Source organism: Oleiharenicola lentus (assembly GCF_051660365.1).
GTDB classification, from domain to species: Bacteria; Verrucomicrobiota; Verrucomicrobiia; order Opitutales; family Opitutaceae; genus Lacunisphaera; species Lacunisphaera lenta_A.
On the sequence record NZ_JBOZXB010000002.1, the window covers coordinates 37,215 to 59,278 of the forward strand.

20 protein-coding genes and 1 other RNA gene are annotated in these 22,064 nt (G+C 58.3%); 13 read left to right on the forward strand and 8 right to left on the reverse strand.

The features are described from left to right. Positions 1-11: 11 nt before the first annotated feature. The 3 genes from lpdA to ACRRQW_RS14930 all read right to left on the reverse strand — a co-directional run bounded on the left by lpdA (position 12) and on the right by ACRRQW_RS14930 (position 5,538). A complete protein-coding gene (gene lpdA, locus ACRRQW_RS14920; RefSeq protein WP_438482393.1) occupies positions 12-1,403 on the reverse strand; it encodes a dihydrolipoyl dehydrogenase in 1,392 nt (463 codons plus the stop codon). A 112-nt stretch (positions 1,404-1,515) separates the two neighbouring features. Continuing rightward, on the reverse strand, positions 1,516-2,727 hold the full coding sequence (odhB, locus tag ACRRQW_RS14925; protein WP_438482394.1) for a 2-oxoglutarate dehydrogenase complex dihydrolipoyllysine-residue succinyltransferase: 1,212 nt from the start codon (positions 2,725-2,727) through the stop codon (positions 1,516-1,518). Positions 2,728-2,751: 24 nt separating this feature from the next. Further along, positions 2,752-5,538: a 2-oxoglutarate dehydrogenase E1 component gene (locus ACRRQW_RS14930; protein ID WP_438482395.1), complete on the reverse strand. Its 2,787-nt coding sequence runs from the start codon at positions 5,536-5,538 to the stop codon at positions 2,752-2,754. A 191-nt stretch (positions 5,539-5,729) separates the two neighbouring features. On the opposite strand from ACRRQW_RS14930, the gene ACRRQW_RS14935 reads away from it, so the two are divergent. Next, positions 5,730-5,987, forward strand: a complete 258-nt coding sequence (locus tag ACRRQW_RS14935) for a hypothetical protein (protein ID WP_438482396.1) — start codon at positions 5,730-5,732, stop codon at positions 5,985-5,987. Further along, a complete protein-coding gene (locus ACRRQW_RS14940) occupies positions 5,984-6,385 on the forward strand; it encodes a translation initiation factor (protein ID WP_438482397.1) in 402 nt (133 codons plus the stop codon). Before ACRRQW_RS14935 ends, ACRRQW_RS14940 begins: the two co-directional genes overlap by 4 nt. Before the next feature lie 35 nt (positions 6,386-6,420). Here ACRRQW_RS14940 and metF read toward each other — a convergent pair whose 3' ends face one another. Together metF and rlmN are read right to left on the reverse strand one after the other, a co-directional pair. Continuing rightward, entirely contained in the window at positions 6,421-7,299 is an 879-nt protein-coding gene (metF, locus tag ACRRQW_RS14945) for a methylenetetrahydrofolate reductase [NAD(P)H] (protein ID WP_438482398.1), read from the reverse strand. A 101-nt stretch (positions 7,300-7,400) separates the two neighbouring features. Next, positions 7,401-8,525, reverse strand: coding sequence for a 23S rRNA (adenine(2503)-C(2))-methyltransferase RlmN (gene rlmN, locus ACRRQW_RS14950; RefSeq protein WP_438482399.1), 1,125 nt, complete (start codon positions 8,523-8,525; stop codon positions 7,401-7,403). A 102-nt stretch (positions 8,526-8,627) separates the two neighbouring features. Between rlmN and ACRRQW_RS14955 the strand changes: the two genes are divergently transcribed. The 7 genes from ACRRQW_RS14955 (at position 8,628) to ACRRQW_RS14985 (ending at position 12,932) form a co-directional block, all read left to right on the forward strand. Then, a complete protein-coding gene (locus tag ACRRQW_RS14955; protein WP_438482400.1) occupies positions 8,628-9,767 on the forward strand; it encodes an LptF/LptG family permease in 1,140 nt (379 codons plus the stop codon). 135 nt (positions 9,768-9,902) lie between these two features. After that, positions 9,903-10,493, forward strand: coding sequence for an RNA polymerase sigma factor (locus ACRRQW_RS14960; RefSeq protein ID WP_438482401.1), 591 nt, complete (start codon positions 9,903-9,905; stop codon positions 10,491-10,493). After that, entirely contained in the window at positions 10,490-10,789 is a 300-nt protein-coding gene (locus ACRRQW_RS14965) for a hypothetical protein (RefSeq protein WP_438482402.1), read from the forward strand. The genes ACRRQW_RS14960 and ACRRQW_RS14965 overlap by 4 nt, the downstream gene beginning before the upstream one ends. Beyond that, on the forward strand, positions 10,789-11,274 hold the full coding sequence (locus ACRRQW_RS14970) for a hypothetical protein (RefSeq protein WP_438482403.1): 486 nt from the start codon (positions 10,789-10,791) through the stop codon (positions 11,272-11,274). Before ACRRQW_RS14965 ends, ACRRQW_RS14970 begins: the two co-directional genes overlap by 1 nt. A gap of 78 nt (positions 11,275-11,352) precedes the next feature. Further along, positions 11,353-11,451, forward strand: an RNA gene (ffs, locus tag ACRRQW_RS14975) — signal recognition particle sRNA small type. 12 nt (positions 11,452-11,463) lie between these two features. Then, positions 11,464-12,606: a DNA polymerase III subunit gamma/tau gene (gene dnaX / locus ACRRQW_RS14980; protein WP_438482404.1), complete on the forward strand. Its 1,143-nt coding sequence runs from the start codon at positions 11,464-11,466 to the stop codon at positions 12,604-12,606. Between the two features lie 113 nt (positions 12,607-12,719). Next, a complete protein-coding gene (locus ACRRQW_RS14985; protein WP_438482405.1) occupies positions 12,720-12,932 on the forward strand; it encodes a hypothetical protein in 213 nt (70 codons plus the stop codon). 46 nt (positions 12,933-12,978) lie between these two features. Here the strand turns inward: ACRRQW_RS14985 and ACRRQW_RS14990 are convergent, their stop codons facing one another. Beyond that, positions 12,979-13,338, reverse strand: a complete 360-nt coding sequence (locus ACRRQW_RS14990; protein WP_438482406.1) for a gamma-glutamylcyclotransferase family protein — start codon at positions 13,336-13,338, stop codon at positions 12,979-12,981. Then, a complete protein-coding gene (locus tag ACRRQW_RS14995; protein WP_438482407.1) occupies positions 13,335-14,588 on the reverse strand; it encodes a protein phosphatase 2C domain-containing protein in 1,254 nt (417 codons plus the stop codon). The genes ACRRQW_RS14990 and ACRRQW_RS14995 overlap by 4 nt, the downstream gene beginning before the upstream one ends. A 227-nt stretch (positions 14,589-14,815) precedes the next feature. Between ACRRQW_RS14995 and ACRRQW_RS15000 the strand changes: the two genes are divergently transcribed. The 4 genes from ACRRQW_RS15000 to ACRRQW_RS15015 all read left to right on the forward strand — a co-directional run bounded on the left by ACRRQW_RS15000 (position 14,816) and on the right by ACRRQW_RS15015 (position 21,182). Further along, positions 14,816-15,847 (forward strand): glutamine synthetase beta-grasp domain-containing protein, encoded by a 1,032-nt coding sequence (locus tag ACRRQW_RS15000; RefSeq protein ID WP_438482408.1) that lies wholly within the window; start codon positions 14,816-14,818, stop codon positions 15,845-15,847. Between the two features lie 215 nt (positions 15,848-16,062). Beyond that, complete coding sequence (locus ACRRQW_RS15005; RefSeq protein ID WP_438482409.1) at positions 16,063-17,964, forward strand: O-antigen ligase family protein; 1,902 nt, start codon at positions 16,063-16,065, stop codon at positions 17,962-17,964. A gap of 22 nt (positions 17,965-17,986) precedes the next feature. Further along, positions 17,987-18,823 carry a FecR family protein gene (locus tag ACRRQW_RS15010; protein ID WP_438482410.1) on the forward strand — a complete coding sequence of 279 codons (837 nt, stop codon included), beginning with the start codon at positions 17,987-17,989 and terminating at the stop codon, positions 18,821-18,823. A gap of 100 nt (positions 18,824-18,923) precedes the next feature. Then, entirely contained in the window at positions 18,924-21,182 is a 2,259-nt protein-coding gene (locus ACRRQW_RS15015; RefSeq protein ID WP_438482411.1) for a CHASE2 domain-containing protein, read from the forward strand. Between the two features lie 22 nt (positions 21,183-21,204). On the opposite strand, the gene ACRRQW_RS15020 is transcribed toward ACRRQW_RS15015, so the two are convergent. Continuing rightward, on the reverse strand, positions 21,205-22,026 hold the full coding sequence (locus ACRRQW_RS15020; RefSeq protein ID WP_438482412.1) for a prolyl oligopeptidase family serine peptidase: 822 nt from the start codon (positions 22,024-22,026) through the stop codon (positions 21,205-21,207). Positions 22,027-22,064 lie beyond the last annotated feature (38 nt).

Sequence of the window (22,064 nt, forward strand, 5' to 3'; positions counted from 1 at the left end):
GCCAAGAATGGTTACATGCCGTGGATGGCGGACTTGCTGACAGCAAGGCCCGCTTCCTTGATGGCTTCGCTCATCGTCGGGTGCGCGTGGATCGTGCGACCGAGGTCTTCGGCGCTGCCGCCGTATTCCATGTGCGTCACGACTTCGCTAATGAGCTCGCCGGCGTTGGCACCGAGAATTTGCGCACCGAGAATTTTGTCGGTCTTGGCGTCGGCGACGATTTTCACGTAGCCGTCCGTGGCGTCGGCGGCAATGGCGCGACCGTTGGCGGCGAAGTTAAATTTTCCGACGTTGACCGCGAGGCCTTTGGCTTTCGCGGCGTCTTCGCCGAGACCGACCGAGGCGACTTCCGGATGGGTGTAAACGATCGCAGGGACGAGATCCCAGTTCACGTGACCGTGTTTGCCGGCGATCCATTCGGCGACGGCGACGCCATCTTCCTCGGCTTTGTGCGCGAGCATCGGACCGGCGACGACGTCGCCGATGGCCCAGATGTTTTTCGCAGACGTGCGGAGGTGGTTGTCGACTTTGACGCGTTTCTTTTCGTCGAGTTCGACGCCGGCTTTATCAAGGCCGAGATTGTCCGTGTAAGGACGGCGACCCACGGCTACGAGCACCTTGTCGGCAGGGAATTCGAGGACTTTGCCTTCGCGTTCCGCAGTGAGCACGCCCTTGGCGAAGCCGGTGACTTTCGCGCCGGTTTCGATCTTGAGGCCTTGCTTGACGAGGATGCGCGTGAAGTTGCGGACGATGTCGTCGTCGTAAGTCGCGATGATTTTCGGAAGAAATTCGACGACGGTGACGTCAGCGCCGAGGCGGCCCCAGACGGAGCCGAGTTCGAGACCGATGGCGCCACCGCCGACGACCACGAGTTTCTTCGGCACGGCGTCGAAGGCGATCGCTTGATCGCTCGAAACGACGGTCTTGCCGTCGAACTTCATGAACGGCAGCTCGACCGGAGCAGAGCCGGTCGCGATGACGAAATTTTTCGCGGTGACGGTGGTCGTTTCTTTTTCGCCTTTAACGGAGAGGGACGTGGGCGAGGTGAAGGACGCTTCGCCGGTGAGAACCGCTACTTTGCGGGCTTTGGCGAGCAGCGCGAGACCGCCGACGTTTTTGGCGACGACTTCGTCTTTGCGTTTCAGGAACGTCGGCAAGTCGAGATCGACGGAGCCGATCTTGATGCCGTGGGCCGCCGCGTGGGTCTTCGCGAAGGCGAAGTGTTCGGAAGAGTGGAGAAGCGCTTTGCTCGGGATGCAGCCTACGTTGAGGCAGGTGCCACCGAGCGTGGCGCGTTTGTCGACCAGCGCGACCTTGAGGCCGAGTTGCGCGGCGCGAAACGCGCAGACGTAACCGCCCGGGCCGGCGCCGATGATGACTAGGTCGAAAGATTGTTCGGACATTTTATAAAGTAGATTTGGAATCTTTCTCGTTCTCTTACTCTTACTCTTTCTCTTTCGTCAGGGATTGGCCGAGCAGGAGAAAGATTAAGAGAAAGAGGAAAGAGAAAGATGGTTAAGCACCGATCAAGAGGCGGGCGGGATCTTCGATGGCTTGTTTCACTTTCACGAGGAAGGTGACCGCTTCCTTGCCGTCGACGAGGCGATGATCGTAACTGAGGGCGAGATACATCATCGGGCGGATGACGACCTGACCGTTCAACGCGACGGGACGTTCGTTGATGGCGTGGAGACCGAGGATGGCGCTTTGCGGCGCGTTGAGGATCGGCGTGGACAGCATCGAACCGAAGATGCCGCCGTTGGTGATCGTGAAGACGCCGCCTTCGAGGTCGGCGAGGGTGATTTTGCCGTCGCGAGCTTTCTTCGCGGCGTTGCCGATTTCTTTTTCGATGTCGGCCATGCTGAGGCTGTCGCAGTTGCGAATAACCGGAACCATGAGGCCTTTCTCAGTCGAGACGGCCATGCTGACGTCGTAATAATGATTTTGAACGATGGTGTCGCCATCGATGCGGGCGTTGACGGCGGGCACATCTTTGAGCGCCTGGACGACAGCTTTGGTGAAGAAGGACATGAAGCCGAGCTTCACGCCGTTTTTCTTCACGAAGTCGTCTTGGTATTTTTTGCGCAATTCCATCACGGCGGACATGTCGACTTCGTTGAAAGTCGTGAGCATGGCGGCTTCGTGCTGGGCGGAGACGAGGCGCTTCGCAATCGTCTGACGGAGCTTCGTCATCGTGACGCGCGTTTGGCGTTCGCCAGTCGGCGCAGGCGAGGGGCGAGAGGCTTGAGGCGATGGGGTCGGAGCAGGCGCGGGAGCTTTTTCAGCGGGCTTGGCTTCGCCGGCTGCGAGCATGTCGCCCTTGGTGACGCGGCCGGCTTTGCCGGAGCCTTCGACGCTCGCAGGATCGACGCCGGTTTCGGCGGCGAGACGGCGGACGGCGGGGGATTGGGCGTCGGACTTGGCGCCTTCTTTCGCGGAAGCTTCGGAGGGGGCGGCGGCTGGCGCCGGCGCTGCAGCGGGAGCCGCGCTGGCGGCCTCATCGATGCTGGCGACGACCTGGCCGATTTTCACTTCGGTGCCGGCGGCAACTTTGAACGTGATTTTGCCGGCGGACTCGGCGGTGCCTTCAGACGTAATCTTGTCGGTCTCGAGTTCGAAGAGCGGTTGGTCTTTTTTGACGATGTCACCGTCTTTGACGTGCCATTTAGAGAGGACGCCGGAGGTGATGGATTCGCCCATCGGTGGAATTTTGACTTCGATTGCCATGAGAGAGATTTTTTAAATGAGAGATTAAGCGGTGAAGGCTTTCTTAAGGAAGTTGGCGAGCTGCTGGCGGTGCATGGAAAGCACGCCAACGGCCGGTGAAGCCGCACCGTCGCGGCCCGCGTAAAGTGCTTTGCGGCCGAAGATTTCTTCGAGCTGCGGAGCGATGAACGACCACGCGCCCATGTTAGCCGGTTCTTCCTGACACCAGACGAGGCGCGCGTTGCGACCGTAGTCGTCGGCGAGTTTCGTGAGGGTGTCGCGATGCAGCGGGTAAAGCTGTTCGACGCGGATGATCGCGGTGTTCTCCACTTTGTTTTTTTCGCGGTAGTCGATGAGATCGTAGTAAACCTTGCCGGAGCAAAGAATCACGCGATCGGTTTTTTCTGACTCGATCGGATCGTCGATGATTTCCTGGAAGCTGCCCTTGATGAAATCTTCGAGTTTCGAAACCGCGCCCGGATGACGGAGGAGCGATTTCGGTGCCATGACCACGAGCGGCTTCTTGAAGTCGCGTTTCATCTGGCGGCGCAGCGCGTGGAAAAATTGCGCCGGCGTGGTGAGGTTCACGACCTGAATATTGTTCTCGGCGCAGGTTTGCAGGAAACGCTCGAGGCGGGCCGAGGAATGCTCTGGGCCCTGACCTTCGTAACCATGCGGGAGGAGGAGCGTGATACCGCTGTTGCGCTGCCACTTCGATTCGCCACTGGCGATGAACTGGTCGAGGACGACTTGCGCGCCGTTTACGAAGTCGCCGAATTGCGCTTCCCAGATGCAGAGCATTTCCGGGTAGTCGAGCGAGTAGCCATAATCGAAACCGAGCACGGCGGCTTCGGAGAGCAGCGAGTTATAAACGCAGAATTTCGCCTGCTTGTCGGAGATCGTGTTGAGCGCGGTGAATTTCGCGCCGGTTTCCGTGTCGTTAAACACGGCGTGGCGATGCGTGAAGGTGCCGCGTTCGCAATCCTGTCCGCTGAGGCGGACCGGCGTGCCGTCGAGCAACAACGTGCCGAACGCGAGCGCTTCGCCCATGCCCCAATCGTAAGGGCCGCCGTTCTTGTGCGCCTCGGCGCGGCCGTCGATGAAGCGCTTGATCTTCGAGTGAATCTTGAAGTCGGCGGGAACGGTCGTGAGGGCTTTCACGACGTTGTCGATTGTTTCGGCGCTCACCGCGGTGGTGACCGGCGTGTGGTTGAAAGCCGGTTGGAAAACGGCGGTCGAACCTTTGAACGAATCTGTTTTCGCGGTGGTTGTTTGCGCCGCGGGAGCTTGAGCAGCGGCTTTGCGTTTCTCGATTTTTTCAGCTTCGCGGCTCTTGGCCTTCGTGAGGTTCTCGTCGAGCGCGGCGGAATACTCGGCTTTGATCGCGTCGCCTTCGACGGTCGTGATGGAATTCTGCGCGACGAGCGCGTTCGTGTAGATCGTGGAGACGAGTTCGTGCGCGCCGATTTTTTTGTAGAGCGTCGGCTGCGTGAAGGACGGCTCGTCGGTCTCGTTGTGGCCGTGTTTGCGGTAGCAATACATGTCGACGAAGACGTCGCGTTTGAATTGCACGCGGAAATCCATCGCGAGCTGCGACACCATGCAGACGGCTTCCGGATCGTCGCCGTTCACGTGGAAAATCGGGGCTTCGATCATCTTCGCGACGTCGGTGCAGTAACGCGTCGAGCGGGCGTCGATCGGGTCGGTGGTGAAACCAACCTGATTGTTGATGACGAAATGCAACGTGCCGCCGGTGCGATAACCGGGGAGTTGGGAGAATTGCAGCGTCTCGGCCACGACGCCTTGGCCGGCGATGGCGGCGTCACCGTGGATGAGCACGGGCATGACTTTGCGGCGTTCCTTGGCGTCTCCGCGGATGCGCTGGCGCGCGCGGGCTTTGCCTTCGACGACGGGATTCACGATCTCGAGGTGCGAAGGATTCGCTGCGAGGCGGACTTCGACCTGCGCGCCGGAACTCGTCTTGAGAATGGATTCGTAGCCGAGGTGATACTTTACATCGCCGTCGCCCGCGACCGTGTCGGGCACATAGTTTTCGGAAAATTGTTCGAAGAGCACGTCGAACGATTTGCGCATGATACTCGTGAGGACGTTGAGGCGGCCGCGGTGCGCCATGCCCATCACGATTTCTTCGATGCCGGAATCAGGGCAATGATCGATGACAGCATCGAGGGCCGCGATGATCGTCTCGCCGCCTTCGAGCGAGAACCGTTTTTGACCGACGTATTTCGTGTGAAGAAATTTTTCGAAGAGCTCGGCCTTGTGCACGCGGCGAAGGATGCGGACCTTCTGGGCTTTCGTGAATGTAGGGTTGAGCTTCGAAGACTCGATGCGCTCTTGGAGCCAGCGACGCGCGTCCTGATCCTGGATGTGCGCGTATTCCACGCCGACGTGGCCGCAGTAAGTTTCTTTTAACGCGGCAACGATGTCGCGTAGCTTCATCTGGCCACCACCAAGATACGTGCCGGTGTCGAACACCGTGTCGAGGTCGGCGTCGCTCAACGCAAATTGGGACAATTCAAGTTTCGGCGAAGCCGGCGGTGGGCCGCTGAGCGGATCAAGGTGCGACTGGGTGTGACCGATCGCGCGGTAAGCGTTGATGAGGTAGTGGACATGCGCCTGTTTGAGGCTGTCGACCACCGGCGCGCCAGCCGTAGCGGCAACGGCGACGGATTGGCCGTTGTTGCCAAGCGTGAAGCCTTGGAAAAACGCGCGCCACGTCGGATCGACGGAGTCGGGATTGTCCAGCCAGCGCTGGTGATACTCTTCGATGACGCCGGCATTGGCGCGTTCGGAGACAGTGACAGGATTCATGGGAGATGGAGGAAAAGGAGAGGAGGGATCGACGCTTGCCTATAAACGGGGGTAATAGTAAACGTCGGACATGAATGGGAGCATCGGCCAGTGTCATAGACAAGTGGATTCAAGGTCGCGGTGGCGGAAGGAAACTGGAATTATGCGCCCGTAAGCATCTGATTAAGAAAGTTTAATTCTACGCGTCTTTCATGATCGAAAACAAAGTCAAAGCAGCCCTTATCCAGCTCCATTCGGGCATTACGAAATCTGATGGCCCGGCGATTTCGTCGGCGTTGCGCGAACTCGACGAGTTGCTGGCGGCGCACGAAAACGAGCTGCATCCTCAACTCGCGCATTTCCTTGCTGGCCGTAGCTATGCCAAAGCGCTCGCCTATTTGGGTGGGGACGAATCGCTCACGGTAAAGCCGGCTTCGCCTCCCGGCGGGTGCGCTGGAGGGCGGTCATGAGCTCGAATTCGGACAAGGTAAAAGTTTCGACCGATGGTGGGCAGTCGCTCGGTCAAAATCCGTTTGGCTCATTAGGCGGCCTAAATCTGCCAAGCGCTCCAGCTCCAGTTCCCAACCCGCAAATTAAGGGTATTCCGCAGCCGCCGGCGAAGAACCGCGGTCGCGTAGATATCAAGCGCACGACCGCCGGACGCGGCGGCAAAACCGTGACGCTCGTGACAGGTTTTGTCGGCATCGGTCTGCCAGAAAAAGAATCACTCGCGAAAAAAATGCGCAACGCGTGCGGCTGCGGCGGCACCGTCAAAGACGGCGAAATCGAAATCCAAGGCGACCAGCGCGAGAAAATTGCGCAGATCTTAACCGACGCGGGATTCAGGCCGGTGTTTGCGGGCGGATAATAATTTCCTGCGAAATCGGATCCTGCCCGTTTAATTTAGGCCGCCAAACCCGCCGCCAGCGCCAGCGCGCTTTTGGCGCGATTCATGATGTAGAGGTGGTAGCCGGGGGCGCCGTGGGCGAGGAGGTCGCGGATCTGGGTGACGGCCCATTCGTTGCCGACGGTTTCGACGATCTCAGGGAGTTCGCCGGCGACTTCGAGACGTGTGATGAGTTTCGGCGGCAGCGAGGCCCCGCACATTTCCGTAAAGCGTTTGATCTGTTTCAACGAAAGCACGGGCATGATGCCGGGAACGATCGGGATCGTGATGCCACGTGCGCGACATTGATCGACGAAGCGGTAATAGACGGCGTTGTCGAAAAAGAGCTGCGTGGTGATGAAGTCGGCGCCGGCGTCGACTTTGCGTTTTAAATTATCGAGGTCGAGGCTGGCGGACGACGCTTCGGGGTGTTTCTCGGGATAGCCGCCGACGCCCAGGCAGAAATCGGCGTGACGGGTTTTGAGCAGCGCGACCAAATCGCTGCCGTAGCGCAGGCCGTCTTTGTAAGGGACGAACTCAGTCTCACCCTTGGGCGGATCACCGCGCAAGGTCATGATGTTGCGGTAACCGGAAGTGTGGAGCGTGTCGGCGACGCTGTTGAGTTCGTCGCGCGAGTGGCCGACGCACGTGAGGTGAGGCATCACGGTGAAGCCGGTTTCCTCGCGGAGCAGCTTGCTGACTTGAGCGGTGCGTTCCCGCGTGCTGCCACCGGCGCCGTAGGTTACGGATACGAAATCGGGGGAAATCCGTTTTAGCGCGGCGGCGGTCTGGCGGAGGGCTTCGACACCCGCGTCGTCCTTGGGCGGGAAAAATTCGAGCGAGCGCACGGTGCGCTTGGTGGACAGGATTTCTGAGATCGGCCGGTCGGCTTTCATTTCAGAAATCAATACATCTGGATTCGATGATGTGTAAAGTGCCGAGTGTGAAATTTCACTGCCAGCTTCTTGAGGCGACCTTAGAAGCCATCGACTGGGCATTAAGCGGAAGTGGCGGCCTCGGCTTGGCGGGTCTTTTCGGTTTTTAGGCGAAGCTGGCCGCAGGCGGCGTCGATGGCGTGGCCTTTTTCGCGGCGGAGGGTGACGGGCACGCGGGCGTCGCGGAGCACGTCGGCGAAGCGTTCGGAGCGGTTATTGCTCGGGCGTTTCCACGGCAGGCCTTCCACCGTGTTGTAAGGAATCAGGTTTACGTGCGCATGCAGGTCGATGGCGATGTCGCGGAGTTTTTGCGCCTGGTCGAGCGAGTCGTTGATGTTTTCGATCAGGATGAATTCCAGCGTCACCATGCGGCCGTGCTTTTCGTTGAACTCTTTGATCGCGGGGATGAGTTCGGCGAGCGGCCACTTTTTGTTCACGGGCATGATCTGTTCGCGGACTTCATCGGTCGCGCCGTGGAGTGAAATCGCGAGACGGATGCCGAGCGGCTCGTTGGCGAGTTGCTTGATCTTTGGCACGAGGCCGGAGGTCGACAGCGTGATGCGACGGGCGCCGAAGCCGAGGCCCCATTCGGCATTCACGATGGTGAGCGCGCGGATGATGGCGTCGTAATTGTGCAGCGGTTCGCCCATGCCCATGACGACGATATTGTCGAATGACGCGAGTTCGGCGCGGGCGCGGGGAGTGCGGGCGTCTTCCTGAAGACAGACTTGGATGAGTTGATGAACGATTTCTCCGGCAGAGAGATTGCGTTTCAATCCTTCGAGACCGGAGGCGCAAAATTTGCAGCCCATCGCGCAGCCAACTTGGGTAGAAATACAGATCGTCTTGCGGGAGTCTTCCTGACCGACGCCGATTTGCGGCGCGCGGATGATGACGGTTTCGATGAGCGATTTGTCGCCGAGTTCGAGGAGGAGTTTATCGGTGACGTCTTCGGACTGCTTCGTGAGCACGAAGTTGGTCGGCGTGATTTCAAATTGCTCCGCGAGCCAGGTGCGGAACGCCAGGGGCAAATTGGTCATCTCCTCCCACTTGCTGACGCGTTTCTTGTAAAGCCACTCCATGATCTGCTTCGCGCGAAACGCCGGCTGGCCGTGCTCTTTTAAGAGCGCGGTGAGCGAGTCGAGGGTCTCGCCGTAGATCGCGGATTTGGTGGGAGTGAATTTCATCGAAAAGGATGCTCGGAGTCGGAATCTGAAAATTTGCGCGGCCAAAAACGCGGCGTTGCGGTCTGACTCTCAACCCTCAACCGTGAACTTTCAACTACTCTGATGAATCTTATCCACCGACACATCTTTGCCAACGTCGCGCTGACGTGCCTGGCTACGGTGGGGTTGTTCGCGTTTGTGTTGATGATCGGGAATACGCTGAAGGAGATCCTTCCTTATATTCTTTCCGGACAGTTTGATGTGGGCGTGTCGATCCAGCTGATTTTGCTGCTGATTCCTTACGTGCTGGTTTACGCGTTGCCGTTGGGAATCCTCACAGGAGTGCTGCTGGTATTGGGCCGGATGTCGTCGGATCGCGAAGTTACCGCACTGCGCGCCTCGGGACTGAGTGTCGCGTGGTTGTCGGCACCGATTTTGTTTTTCGCGCTACTCTGCGTGGCATTTGGCGTTTTTGTGAACTTGCAGTTCATGCCGATGGCTAAAGTCACCTCCCAGCGCATGGTGGCGGAAGCAGTGAGTTCCAATCCGCTGAGTTTTATTATTCCTAAGACGTTCATTCGCGATTTTCCCGGGATGGTGATCTATGCAGGCGAGAAGGACGGCTCGAAACTGAAAGACCTTTGGCTATGGGAACTGGACGAGCAGAGACGCGTGCGTCGATTCGGCCGGGCGGAGTCGGGCGAGATCGAACTCGATGCAACGGGCGACAAGCTCACGTTGACGGTCGAACGCGCGCAAATGGAGGTGCGCAATGACAAGGATCCTGAAAATTTCATTCAAGAAATCGGCACGCCGTCAATGGAGCGAGCGACGTTTGATCTGCCGCTGAACAAGCTTTCCGGCGACAAAGTGGTGAAGCGGAAACTGAAGTGGATGACATTCTCGCAGTTGATCGATGAATGGCGCCGGCTTGGTAAACCCGATCCGGCGGTCGATAACGAAAAGCGTGAACTCGAACGCATGCGCGTGCAGATCGTCTTCCACGAGAAATTTGCGATGTCGTTTGCGGTCCTGTCGTTCGCGCTCGTGGCGATTCCACTTGGGATCAAAGTTTCTCGCAAAGAAACCTCGGCGAATCTCTTCGTGGGTGTCGGTTTGTTTTTGGGGTATTATTTTCTGACGATCGTGGTCGGTTGGTTTGATGGACGACCTGAACTGCGGCCCGATTTGCTGATGTGGGCGCCCAATCTGATTTTTCAAGGCTTGGGCCTGTGGATGTTTTACAAAATCGACCGCTCGTGACCTTCCTCTTTAAGAAATGGTCTTTTTTAGGCTGCCGGGTGTTGAGTCACGACGAGAGGGAAGTGCGTAAATTCATGGTAACTGGAATGCCGGAGTCACCGTCTCTTGCCGTGTGCCTGCTGGCTCTACAATTCCATGGCTGAAGATCAGTTCGATATGCTCGGTTGCCTCGAACGCGTGCGTCGGCGCGACCAAGTGGCTGCCCGCGAACTCGTCGAACATCTCCACCCGCTCGTCATCCGCATCGTGCGCTCTCATTTGCCACGACGCGTGGCCGAGGAAGACCTCGCCCAGGATATTTTTCTGAAAATGTTCACGCGACTCGATCAATACCAAGGTGCTGTGCCGTTTCCGCATTGGGTTTCGCGGATCGCGGTGACGACGTGTATCGACCAGTTGCGTGCGCAAAAGCGTCGCCCGGAATTTCGCTGGGCCGATCTTTCCGAAAACGAAGCCGAAGTCCTCGACAATGTCCTCAGCGACGAGAAAACCGAGTTGCCCGGCAGTGCGCTCGCGGCGCGCGAGTTGGTGCACAAGCTGCTCGATCAACTCAAACCTGACGACCGGCTCGTCATCCAATTGCTCGATCTCGATCAAAAAACCATCGCGGAAATCAGCGCCCAGACTGGCTGGAACCAGACTTTGGTGAAAGTGCGCGCGTTTCGGGCGCGTCGGAAATTGCAAAAATTATTTCAGGAACTACAAAGCAAGGAGAAGTCATCATGAACCGATTCGACCAACAATGGCAGAAACTCACCACGCTCGCCCGGCAGGCCGACGACACGCGCGACGTGGCGGCACCGTATGGTTTCGCCACCCGCGTGGCAGCGCGCGCGATGCTGGCACAGCCGGCGAGTCCGTGGGAAGTGTTCGAGCGCGTCGCGTTGCGCGGACTCGTGGTCGCCGGTGTGATGGGCGTGGCGGCGTTCGCATTTAATTTTTCCGCGACGTTCGGCAGTGATCCTTGGGACGACTACGCCGCTTCCGACATCGTAGCCGCCGAAATGCTGGATCTCTCGTAATGAAGAGCCCTCTCAAGGTCATCGTTTTGCTCGTGGGCATTTTTCTCGCGGGCGTTGTCACCGGAATCTACGTGGACAAGCGCCTTAATGCGCCCGCGAAACCGGCCGAGCAGCATCGTTCCACAGTAGCCGTTGAAAAATGGGCGCCTGATCAGATGAAGCGCCTCGTGGACGCGCTGGAGTTGCAGCCTGCGCAAATCCAACAGATCCAGCCCATCATTCAGCGCAACATGGAGGAACTCGACCGCCTGCGCACGTATTCACGCAGCGAAACCGGTGGGATTTTCGAACGCATGAAGCGCGAGATCAGCGAAAAACTTACGCCCGAGCAGCGCACAAAATTCGAGCAGATGAACAAGGAACAACGCGAGCGCATGAAGAAAAACGAGCCGCGCGAAGTTTTCAGTAACGGTCCACGCCCGCCTCGAGACGGGGATCGTCCACCACCACCGCCGCCAGAAAAGTCTGGCGAGCCCAAGAAATAAAATTTTCCGCACGGACGCCTTTTTGGCGTCCGTTTTATTTTAGTTGAAAGGGCGGAGGTGCGACCTACGTTCCGCGGTGGCCAGGCGCCATGCATGGGCAGACGCGTGAACCCCGCCAGGACCGGAAGGTAGCAACGGTGACGACGTTCTCCTAGTGCCGTGGATTGCCTGGCCACTTATTTTTTCCGCATGTCCGGTTCCTATCAAGTCATCGCCCGCAAATGGCGCCCGCAGACGTTCGACGACGTTGTCGGGCAGGACCATGTGGTGCGGACGTTGAAAAACGCCATCGGTCGCAACCGGATCGCGCACGCGTATCTGTTCGTCGGACCGCGCGGCACGGGCAAGACCAGCACTGCGCGTATTTTTGCCAAAGCGCTCAATGCCACCGGTGGCCCGAACGCAAATTTCGATGTCAACGACCCGATTTGCCAATCGATCGCCGACGGCTCGTGTCTCGACGTCATCGAGATTGACGGTGCGTCGAACAACGGCGTTGAGCAGGTGCGCGAGTTGCGCGACACGGTGCGTTACGCGCCGTCGCAGGGGCAATACAAAGTTTATATCATCGACGAAGTGCACATGCTTTCGACGGCGGCGTTTAACGCGCTGTTGAAGACGCTCGAGGAGCCGCCGCCGCACGTGAAATTTATTTTTGCGACGACCGATGTGCAAAAAGTGCTCCCCACGATTATTTCCCGCTGCCAGCGCTTCGACCTGAAGCCGATTCCGACTGAGTTGATCGTGCAGCGCCTGAAAAAGATCGCGGTCGCCGAAAAAGTGAAAGTGAGCGACGGCGCGCTGCATAGCATCGCGCGCATGGCGGATGGTGGCATGCGCGACGCGCAGTCCATTTTCGACCAGATGATTTCGTTCTGCGGCAACGAAGTGAACGAAGCCGATGTGCTCGATGTTTACGGATTGGTTTCGGCTGAAAAGATTGCCGCGCTCGCAAGCACGCTGGCGTCGGGCGACCACAAGCAGCTCGTCGCGCTGGTCGACGAAGCCGATGATAATGGCCGCGATCTTTACCGCTTGCTCGTCGATTTGCAGGCGCATGTGCGCACGGCGTTGCTCGATTCCATCGCGAAGAATGGCCACAGCACGGCGCTTGGCACGACGATGACGACCGAACAGCTGACGCGCTTGCTCGATGGCCTGCGCGAAGGCGAGGGTGGCGTGAAGCACGGTCTGTCGGAGAAAATTAATTTCGAAGTCGCGCTCTTGAAAGCAGTCGAAGCGAGCCGCGCGCGCGCGATCGATTCGTTGATCAAAGAGATTTCGGCATTGGCAGATACGCTGCCCGCCGACGGCTCAAAAAAAAACGACTGAGACGATCGGCTAGCGCCGTCTCGACCGAATCCAAGGAAGACGCGGCCATTGCCAGCGTAGTCAGTGGTAACATCAGTGAAGCGCCCGTCGGGCCGTCGCCAGATGAGGAAGCGATGTTTATCGCCGAGCAACGCGAGGCCGCTGCCGACGAGAACGCCGTGCCGAAGATCGCGCAGGTTGATGTCGAGGACGAGAAGGGCGAACTGCCCCCGATGGATGATTTGATTAAACGCATCCCGCTCGCCGCGCGTGAGACGCTCGAAGATTTATTCCGTGCGCGTTTTGTGACGGTGAAGCGCATTCCGAAATCGGCGCTGAAAAACTGAAGACAGGTGGCCTGCTTGAGGGCCACGTTGCGCGCGAGCGCGAACGCTACACGGGAAACGTAGCTCCGAGATGTGCGCGGCCTTCGAGGCTGCACAAGTATAGATACGTTTGAGCTCGTTCAGCGACGAACGGAGCGGCGAGCGAGATGGCGACGCGTTCGTAAAGTTTCTCATCCACGCCTTCGAGTTCGTCGAGCAAAGCGAGGCAAGCGTCGTCGACTTCCCAGAGTTCGCCGGTGACTCCGTGCGTATCGTGCGGGTCACGGATCATCCCGGGATAATAGCCGAGACTGTAAAGGGTGAAACCCGCCGGGGTGCGCGCTTCGGTAATGAAGCGTTGGCCGGCCATGAAACGCTGGTTGCGACCGCCGCGCTTGAGCGTGCCGTAAACAAACACCTTGGTCATGGCGCTGGCAAAGCTGATTTCGGAGCGGGGGTTTGGCCAGAGAGGTCGCCCGAGAGGGCCTCGACTACCATGGCGGTGATGTTGTCTCGGCCGGCTCGTTCGAGCGCGGCGTCGATGAGACGTTGGGCGACGGGTGCGGAATCGGCGGCGCGGACGATTTCATCGAGCTGACGATCCCAGAGGCCCTCGATCAAGCCATCGGAGCAGAGCAAGAAACGGTCGCCCGGCGCACAGGGCATCGCGCCGTATTGCGGTTCGATGAACTGGTGCTCGGCGCCGAGCGATTGATGCAGCGCATTTTTCATCGGGTGCATGCGGGCTTCGCGTTCCGTTAGTTTTCCGTTGCGCTGCAACCACCCGACGTGGCCGTGATCGTGGCTGAGTTGCGTGATGCCACCGCCGGGCGGCAGGTGATAAACGCGACTGTCCCCGATGTGTCCGAAATACATCCAGCCGGGCGTGAGCCAACACATACTGAGTGTCGTGCCCATGCCGCGGCATTCTTCGTAAGATTCGCCGAGGTGAATTAGGTCTTCGTGGATGGCTTTAAAAAGTTCGTGGAGGGTTTTGTCGTAGCCGCTGGTGAGGCCGGGCTTGGCGATGCGAAACCCTTTGGGGAGTAGGTGCGTGATTTTGTCTTTCGTGATGCGGCTGGCGAACTCGCCGGACTTGGCGCCGCCCATGCCGTCGCTGACGGCGAAGACGAAATCTTTGCGCGCGGACGAAGCCTCGCCGAGCTTGCTGAGATAGTGGACTTCACGCCCGTCGAATTCGAGGGCGAGAAACGTGTCTTCGTTGTTCGGGCGCACATGACCACGATGCGTAAGGCCTGACCATTTGAGAATCGGCGCGGCGGAGGGGTTTGCCGCGCTGGTTTCTTCGAGTAGGGTCGCGAATTCGAAATCGATGAGGCAAAAACGTCCGTCGGTGCGCCGATAAGTGACGTTGCGGATTTCGGGGTCGTCGTGGCGCACGCCAAAGGTTTCGAGTTCGTCAAACAGTTGTTTGAGTCGCTCGGGATTTACCTGGTCGACGCGTGAACCGCAGTTGGTCGTGACGATCTTCAAGTCGGCTTCATCGACTTCGATCAGTTTAGGGACGAAGTCGCAGCCGCGCGTTTCCAAATATTTCAGCACACGCACTTCGTTTTCAAAGCGGGCGTAAGCTTGCGGGCCGCGGAAGACTTTGTGCACGCTGCCGTCGTAGCCGATGCGGACGAGCGCGCGCTGGGTGTTTTTAACTTCCTGCATGATCTGAACGCTAAGATTTCACCTGTCTTTCCTTTTGCAAGTGAGGATGCCTGTTGGCGTTATGCAGTGCCTCAGCATTATGCCGCAAAAGCTGAGTTATCCGGGGAAAATCTCGTTGCTTCTGGCATGTGAGGTGCTGACTTGGGGACTCGATTTAGAGATGAGTCCGACGGCCGCGTTTCGCGGTTCCGCGCCCATCGCTGCCCCCTAAAACCAACTCAACCATCATGGCTAAATACAAACTGGAATACATCTGGCTCGACGGCTACACGCCCCTGGCGAGCCTTCGTAGCAAAACGCAGATCAAAGAATTCAGCAGCTTCCCGAAGCTCGACGAATTGCCCAATTGGGGCTTCGACGGCAGCTCTACCCAGCAAGCCGAAGGCAAGAGCTCGGACATCGTGCTGAAACCAGTCGCCGTTTTCCCGGACACCACCCGTAAGAACGGTGTGCTCGTGATGTGCGAGTGCTTCCAACACACCGGGGTGGCCAGCCCGTCCAATTCCCGCGCTACCATCCCAGACGATGCCGACACGTGGTTCGGTTTCGAACAGGAATATTTCCTCTATCAAGACGGCCGTCCGCTCGGCTTCCCTGAAAACGGCTATCCGGCACCGCAAGGCCCGTATTACACCGGTGTCGGTTACAAGAATGTCGGCTGCGTGGCTCGCGAGATCGTCGAGAAGCACATCGATATCTGCTTGGACGCCGGCATTAACCTCGAAGGCATCAACGCCGAAGTGGCGAAGGGCCAGTGGGAATTCCAGATCTTCGGTAAAGGCTCCAAGAGCGCGGCTGACCAGATGTGGGTGGCTCGCTACATTTTGACCCGCCTGTGCGAAAGCTACGGTATCGATGTCGAATGGCGCTGCAAACCGATCCTCGGCGCGTTCAACCAGTCGCTCGACTGGAACGGCTCCGGCATGCATGCGAACTTCTCCACGAAGTTCATGCGCGAAACCGGCGGCAAGGAATACTTCGAGAAACTCATGGCCGCGTTCAACACCTTCCGCGACGAGCATATCGCCGTGTATGGTCCGGAGAATCATCTCCGTCTCACCGGTCTTCACGAGACGCAGTCGATCGACAAGTTCTCCTACGGTCTCGCCGACCGCGGTGCCTCGATCCGCATGCCGCACAGCTTCGTCAATGCCGGTTACAAGGGTTACCTCGAAGATCGCCGTCCGAACTCCGCCGCCGACCCGTATCTGGTTGCCGGTCGCATTCTCAAGACGATCCAGAGCGTCCCGACCGCCTAACGCATTTCGCGTTCGCGCGAGAGACGCCAAACACTTCAGCCGTCCGACTGCAAAGTCGGGCGGCTTTTTTTTTGCGCAGATTCTAATGATAGAGCCCGCGAGTGCGTTGGATTATTGAGAGAGTAATCAAACCGTTTGTCATATATTATATGACAAATATCGGCGCCGGATTTTGTGTGGCTCCGAACGCTGAAGGTGTATTCAAAGCGTTTCGCATGTCCGAGCCAGTTGGGTTCTCCCGTAACTTTCCGCCGTCGCTGAGCGCTTGGCTCGAGTGGAGCGTCGTCCTCGGTTTGGCGGCGATGTGTGCGTGGATCACGCTTTGTCTGGGCGGTTATCTGGCGCAGACGTTGGTGGTGACCTCGTGGATGCTCGCGGCGTTGGCGTTGCTGGGTGGTTTGATCTTTCTGACGCGACCACAGCCGTTGAATTGGGCCGCATTACTCCCAGTGCCGTTTTTGATTTATGCACTTGGCAGTGTAGTTCTGCTGGCTCCCGCAAAATGGCTGGCGTGGCGCGAGTGGCTTTTGTGGTTCCAGATGTGGATCGTGTTTGTGCTGACGTTGCATTTCGGGCGCACACGGCGGCAGACGTGGGTGATGGTGGCGACGTTCGTCGGACTCGGGATGGCGGGCGTCGGGATGGCGGCGTATCAACGCTACGCGGATCCAAAATGGATCATGCTTGGGCGCACGCAGGCGTCGCAATTTTTCGGACGCTCGGCCGGCATGTTCGGAATTCCCAACAGTCTCGCTGGCCTGCTTGAACTGATGGTGCCGGCGTGCCTGACGCTGATGTTCTCGCGCACAACAACCGCGGTCGGGAAAGTTTTGTGCGGGTGGCTCGCGGCATTGTTTGTATTCGCAGTCGTATTAACTGGCAGCCGCGGTGGATGGATCGGGTTGGGCGGGGCGCTGATGCTCTGGCCGTTACTCGCTGGCCGGGAATGGAAGCGGAAGCTGGGTGGCGCGGTGTTGATTCTCTTTTTGGCCGCTGCGGGAGTGTGGGCACTTTATCGTTTTAGTGAGCCCGCTCGCGAGCGAATCCAGCCGTTTATCGAGGGGAAATTCGAAGCGAGTCGTCCGGTGATGTGGCGGACGGCCGTTAAAATCTGGCAGGACTATCCGTGGCTCGGCAGCGGCGCGGCGTCCTATAATGTGGTCTTCGACCAGTATCGTCCGAAACATTTCAACACCGAGCCGGATTGGACGCATAACGATTATCTCAACACGCTGAGCGATTACGGTGGAGCGGGCTTTGTCTTGTGGGCGGGTGCCGGCGCATGGTTGTTGATTCAAGGCTGGCGCGCGGTGCAACGTGCGCGCCGCGAAACGACGCCGAGCGCGGACACGTTTGCGCTCGCGAAATGGAAGCTTGGTTTGCTGCTCGGCTTGATCGCTTTCGCGCTGCACCTCGGGGTGGATTTTCACACCAAGATTCCCGCGCTGGCCTTTGCAGCGGCAGTGGCGATGGCGCTGGTGTTGCGCGATGAGCCGGCGTTGCGATCGTTGAGCCACATCAACTGGCGGCGCGCATTCGGGGTGCTGTTCGTGACGGCGCCGCTGGCATTAGTCGCATTGATCGGTTCGCCGCTTTATCGGGCGGAGGCGTTGCGTTTTGCCGCCCGGCGCGAGATCGATCGTTACGCTGCAAAGGGGCAGGGCGATCCCAAGGTAATCATCCCTCGGTCGCTCCAGAATTTTGAAGATGCGACGCAAATTTATCCGACACACGGCCAGGCATGGGCGGATTTGTCGTATGCGACTGCCCAAAGCTGGCACGTAACGCCCAACGCGGACTTAAAAGCGCTAGGCCAGCAGGCCGAAGCGGCGGCGGATCGGGCGGTGGCGCTTTGTGCGGTTAACGCGGAGTTTTGGGTGCGGCGCGGCGTGGCGCTAGACATGCAGGCGCGGCGCACGGATGCGGAAGCTTGTTTCAAGCGAGCCGTGATGCTGGCTCCGAATTCGCCAGCTTGGCATTACTACTATGCGTATCACCTCAGTGTGCGAACGGGTCGGCGCGACGATGCGCTGCGGGCGGTCGAAACCTGTTTAGCCCTTGACCCGTCATTTTCAGCGGGAGTAGCTTTGCATCAGCAGTTAACATCCAGACGCTAATCGAAATCCGTCGCGATTCTTTATGAAATTCTCCGCTCTCCGTTTTGTTTTAGGCGCAGCTCTTGCAATTTTTTTGTCGTTGAGCGCCTCCGCTCAAACGCAGCTTGGCCGCATCAAGGCAGCGCGTGTCACGGGTGAGGTCACTAAAACATCCTCCACCGGCCAGACGTCCGCTCTCGCAAATGGCCTCGAACTGATCGAGTCGGATACGATCACGACCGGTAAGAATTCCAGCGTGGTGCTCATTTTCGAGAATGCTTCGACCGTGCGCATCGGCGCTGATTCGAAGCTCGCGATCACGACGTTCAAAGTCGATCCGCTGGACGAAGTCATCGAGCCGTCGAAACTCACCAAAGAGCCGACCAAATCGGTGACGCAACTCGACCTGACTTACGGTGAATTGGTCGGCGACGTGAAGAAACTGAACACTTCCTCGACTTACTCGATTAAAACGCCGGTGGGCGCGGCCGGTATTCGCGGCACGCAGTTCCGCATCGTGTTCCGCCCGACGAGCGACGGAAAGGCCTTTACGTTTACGCTGAGCACGGCGGAAGGCTTGGTGGTGTTTGAAGGTTCCACGAGCGGCAGTGGTGCCGATGTCGGCGTGGGTGAAGGCCAGGAAGTCATCGTAAACGCGGAAGTCGCGGCGGATGGCTCGTTGGTGGTCAGCGCTCCGGCTTCGGCGCAGTCGATTTCCGCTGAAGCTCAATCGCAGATTAATTCCGCGATAGCTCAATCGACTGAAGCGATGCAAACGACATCGTTCTCTGCGAGTGGTGGTGCAGGAACAGACGGCACGCCGCCGCCGCCGCCGGTGCCCCCGCAACCGAGCACCACTCCCGGCTCTGGCGGCACCTGAGAATTCCTTTTATCGCGCCCGACACTTCACGGTGTCGGGCGTTTTTATTGAGGCGCTCTAATCTGCTTTAACTCGATTTCACGACTCCTACGTTTCGCCCGTGGCCAAGCCCATTCTTAAGAGACTTGATTGGAAGCTGCTGCTGCTCGTGCCGGTGGCCGCATTGTGGGGTTGGTTATCGGATGCGGGTCACCTGAACGCAGTGGAGCACTTGTTGCTCGATCTGCGCTTTCGTCTGCGTGGAGCGATCGAAGCACCGGTGAAAGTGTTTTACGTGGACGTCGATTCGCGTGGTATTCAGCGCCTCGGTGAGCGCCCGTGGAGTCGCGCGCGTTTCGCAGAGGCCGGGCAAAATCTTTTTGAATACGGCAGTGTGAAGGGTGTCGGTTATGATTTTGTGTTTTCTATATTTGGGCATTCGGAACTCGTAGACCAAGAAAAGGCCGCTCAGGACAATTTGGCTCTGGCTAGACTGACCCGCCGCCATCGCCAGGCGGTGCTCGCGGTGCAATACACTCGTGGTGCGTCGTTCGTCACGCTGACCGAAAATCGCGAATTCCCTTTTATTCGTTTGGGTTTCACCAATCCCGACGAAAACGATCTCCCGGAAATGCCTCCTCGCCCGATCATGACGCCTGCCGCGTCAGCGACGGTCGGGCTCATCGACGTGGACGTAGATTACGGGCAAAGCGCGGCTCCCCGCTGGGTGCCATTGTTTGCGGAATCCCCTGCCAGCACATTTTGGCATCTCGGCGTGCAGATGGCGTGCATCGAACTCGGTGTGCCACCAAGTTCTGCCCGCAGGGCGGGTGACTTCGTTGAAATATTCAATTCCGAAGGAAACGTCCTTCGACGGATTCCACTGACAGAGAATCAATTGATGGAAATCAACTGGTTCTCCCAATGGGACGATCAAAACTACAACCCGCGATCGAGCATCGCTGACGTGTTGACCGCTGGCGAAATGATGAAGTCGGAAAATCCCGTAGAGCGCACGCAAGCGGCTAATTATTTCAAGCGATTCAAGGATGCGATCGTGTTGATCGGGCCCGTGGATCCGTTGCTGCAAGACCTTGCGCCGACACCTTTTGATCGCGACCCGGTGCCGAAGGTGGGGCTTCACGGGAACGTGATTAAAACCATTGTCTCCGAACGCTACCTCGTGCGTTCGCCTCCATGGGTGCTTTGGACAAGTGTGTTTGTGCTCTCGTTTATTGTCACTGTTCTCACGGTGCTTGGCGGCTCGCGTAGTGTGTTCGCCAAGATACTGGCGTTTCTTGTGCTCGCGGCCTATGTGATCGTCGCGTTGCACCAATTTGCGGAGAACGATTTGGTTTTCCCGATGGCCGGCCCATTGGGGGCGGCGATTTCAGCGGGGTTTCTCGCGACGGCGTGGCAGCTCGTGCAGGAAGAAAAACAAAAAGGTCGCATCAAGCACATGTTCGGCACCTACCTCGCGCCGGAGTTGGTCAATCAAATGGTCGAATCTAAAAGCGACCCGAAGCTGGGCGGACACGAGGACATTATCACGGCGTATTTTTCGGACATTCAGTCGTTCTCCACTTTCTCGGAATTGATGCCGGCGTCGCAACTCGTCGAGTTGATGAACGAATATCTCACGGTTTGCACTGACATCGTGCAGGAGGAAAAAGGCACGCTCGACAAATACATCGGCGATGCCGTCGTGGCGATCTTTGGAGCGCCGTTGCCAGTGCCGGATCATGCGTATCGCGCATGTCTCGCGACGATTCGCGCGCAGGAGCGCATCGGCGATCTGCGCGCAAAATGGAAAAGCGAGGGCACGAAATGGCCGGCCGTGGTGCACGGATTGCGCGCGCGCATTGGTTTGAACACCGGCAGCGCGATTATCGGCAACATGGGCAGCCGCACGCGGTTCAGTTATACGATGATGGGCGACAACGTGAACCTCGCGGCGCGCATGGAGTCAGGCGCGAAGAGCTGGGGCGCGTTTATCATGGTGACGGAAGTTACCAAAACGACCTGCGAACAACACGGCGGCGACCGCGTCGTATTCCGTCCGTTAGCGCGCATCGTGGTGAAAGGCCGCTCGCAACCGGTGCCAGTTTACGAAGTCGTGGGATTGAAAGAAACGCTGAGTGAGAAAACGCGCGAGTGTCTTAAGATTTTCGCCGAGGCGCAGGCGAAGTATTACGCGCGCGATTGGGATGGCGCGCTCGAGCTGTTCAAAAAATCCGCTGCGCTCGAACCGCTCGTGCCGGGCGTCGACGCCGGCGTGCACGGGAATCCTTCTACGACCTACATAGAGATTTGCTACGATTACAAAGAGACGCCGCCGGCGGATAACTGGAACGGCGTTTACGTGATGACAGAAAAATAAGGATTGGCGCGTGCGCCACCATTCAGCGCAACACGCTATCCAGAAAATTGATCGCGCGCGCTTCGGAGCCGCCTTCGAAGATAAATGCGCCGATGTGACCCCGGCCTTCGATCCAGTAAATTTCATTGCTTACCCCCGCGCGATCCAACGCGTCTTTCATGACGCGCGCGTGCTCGGGCGGCACAAGTTCATCTTTCGTTCCGTGATAGAGGAAGAAAGGCGGATCGTCCTTCGTGACATGTGTGACAGGTGAAGCTTCGCGGAATTTTTCAGGAACGTCGTTCTGGAAACCGCCGAGCAGATCCGGCACGAGTTTGCCACCTGGATAAAGTCGCAGGTCGGTCGGTGCGCCGCCAGCAACCACGGCTTTAACTCGAAGCTCGGCGGGAGCGTCGAGGGTCCCGATGAGTGCCGCCAGATGTCCACCGGCTGAGTAGCCGTAAGCCGCAATCCGGTCTATTTGGATGTGATAGCGCGTGGCGTTGGCGAGCAGCCAGCGTTGAGCTTCACGCAGGTCGTCGATTTGAGCAGGGTAACGATAGCCGGGCGCGCCGCGATAACTTGTGTTCATAACGAAGTAGCCGCGCCGGGCAAGTTTCTCGGCGATCGATTTCATCTGGGAGCGATTGTCTTTCGCTTTCCAGCCGCCGCCGTAGATCAATAAAACTGCTGGCCTAGGTTGGCTGCCGTCGGGAATATAAAGATCGGCTTTCAGTTCTTCCGGCCAGCCGGCGGGAGTAAACACGATATCTTTTTCGCGCGTGTAGTCGGTGCTCACGGCCTTTGCCGACGTCGGCTGGGGAGCGGTGCGGGTTGAACCACAGCCGAAGAGAAGCAAGGTCATGGCGGAAAAAATAAGAGGGAGTCGCATAGCGGAAATAC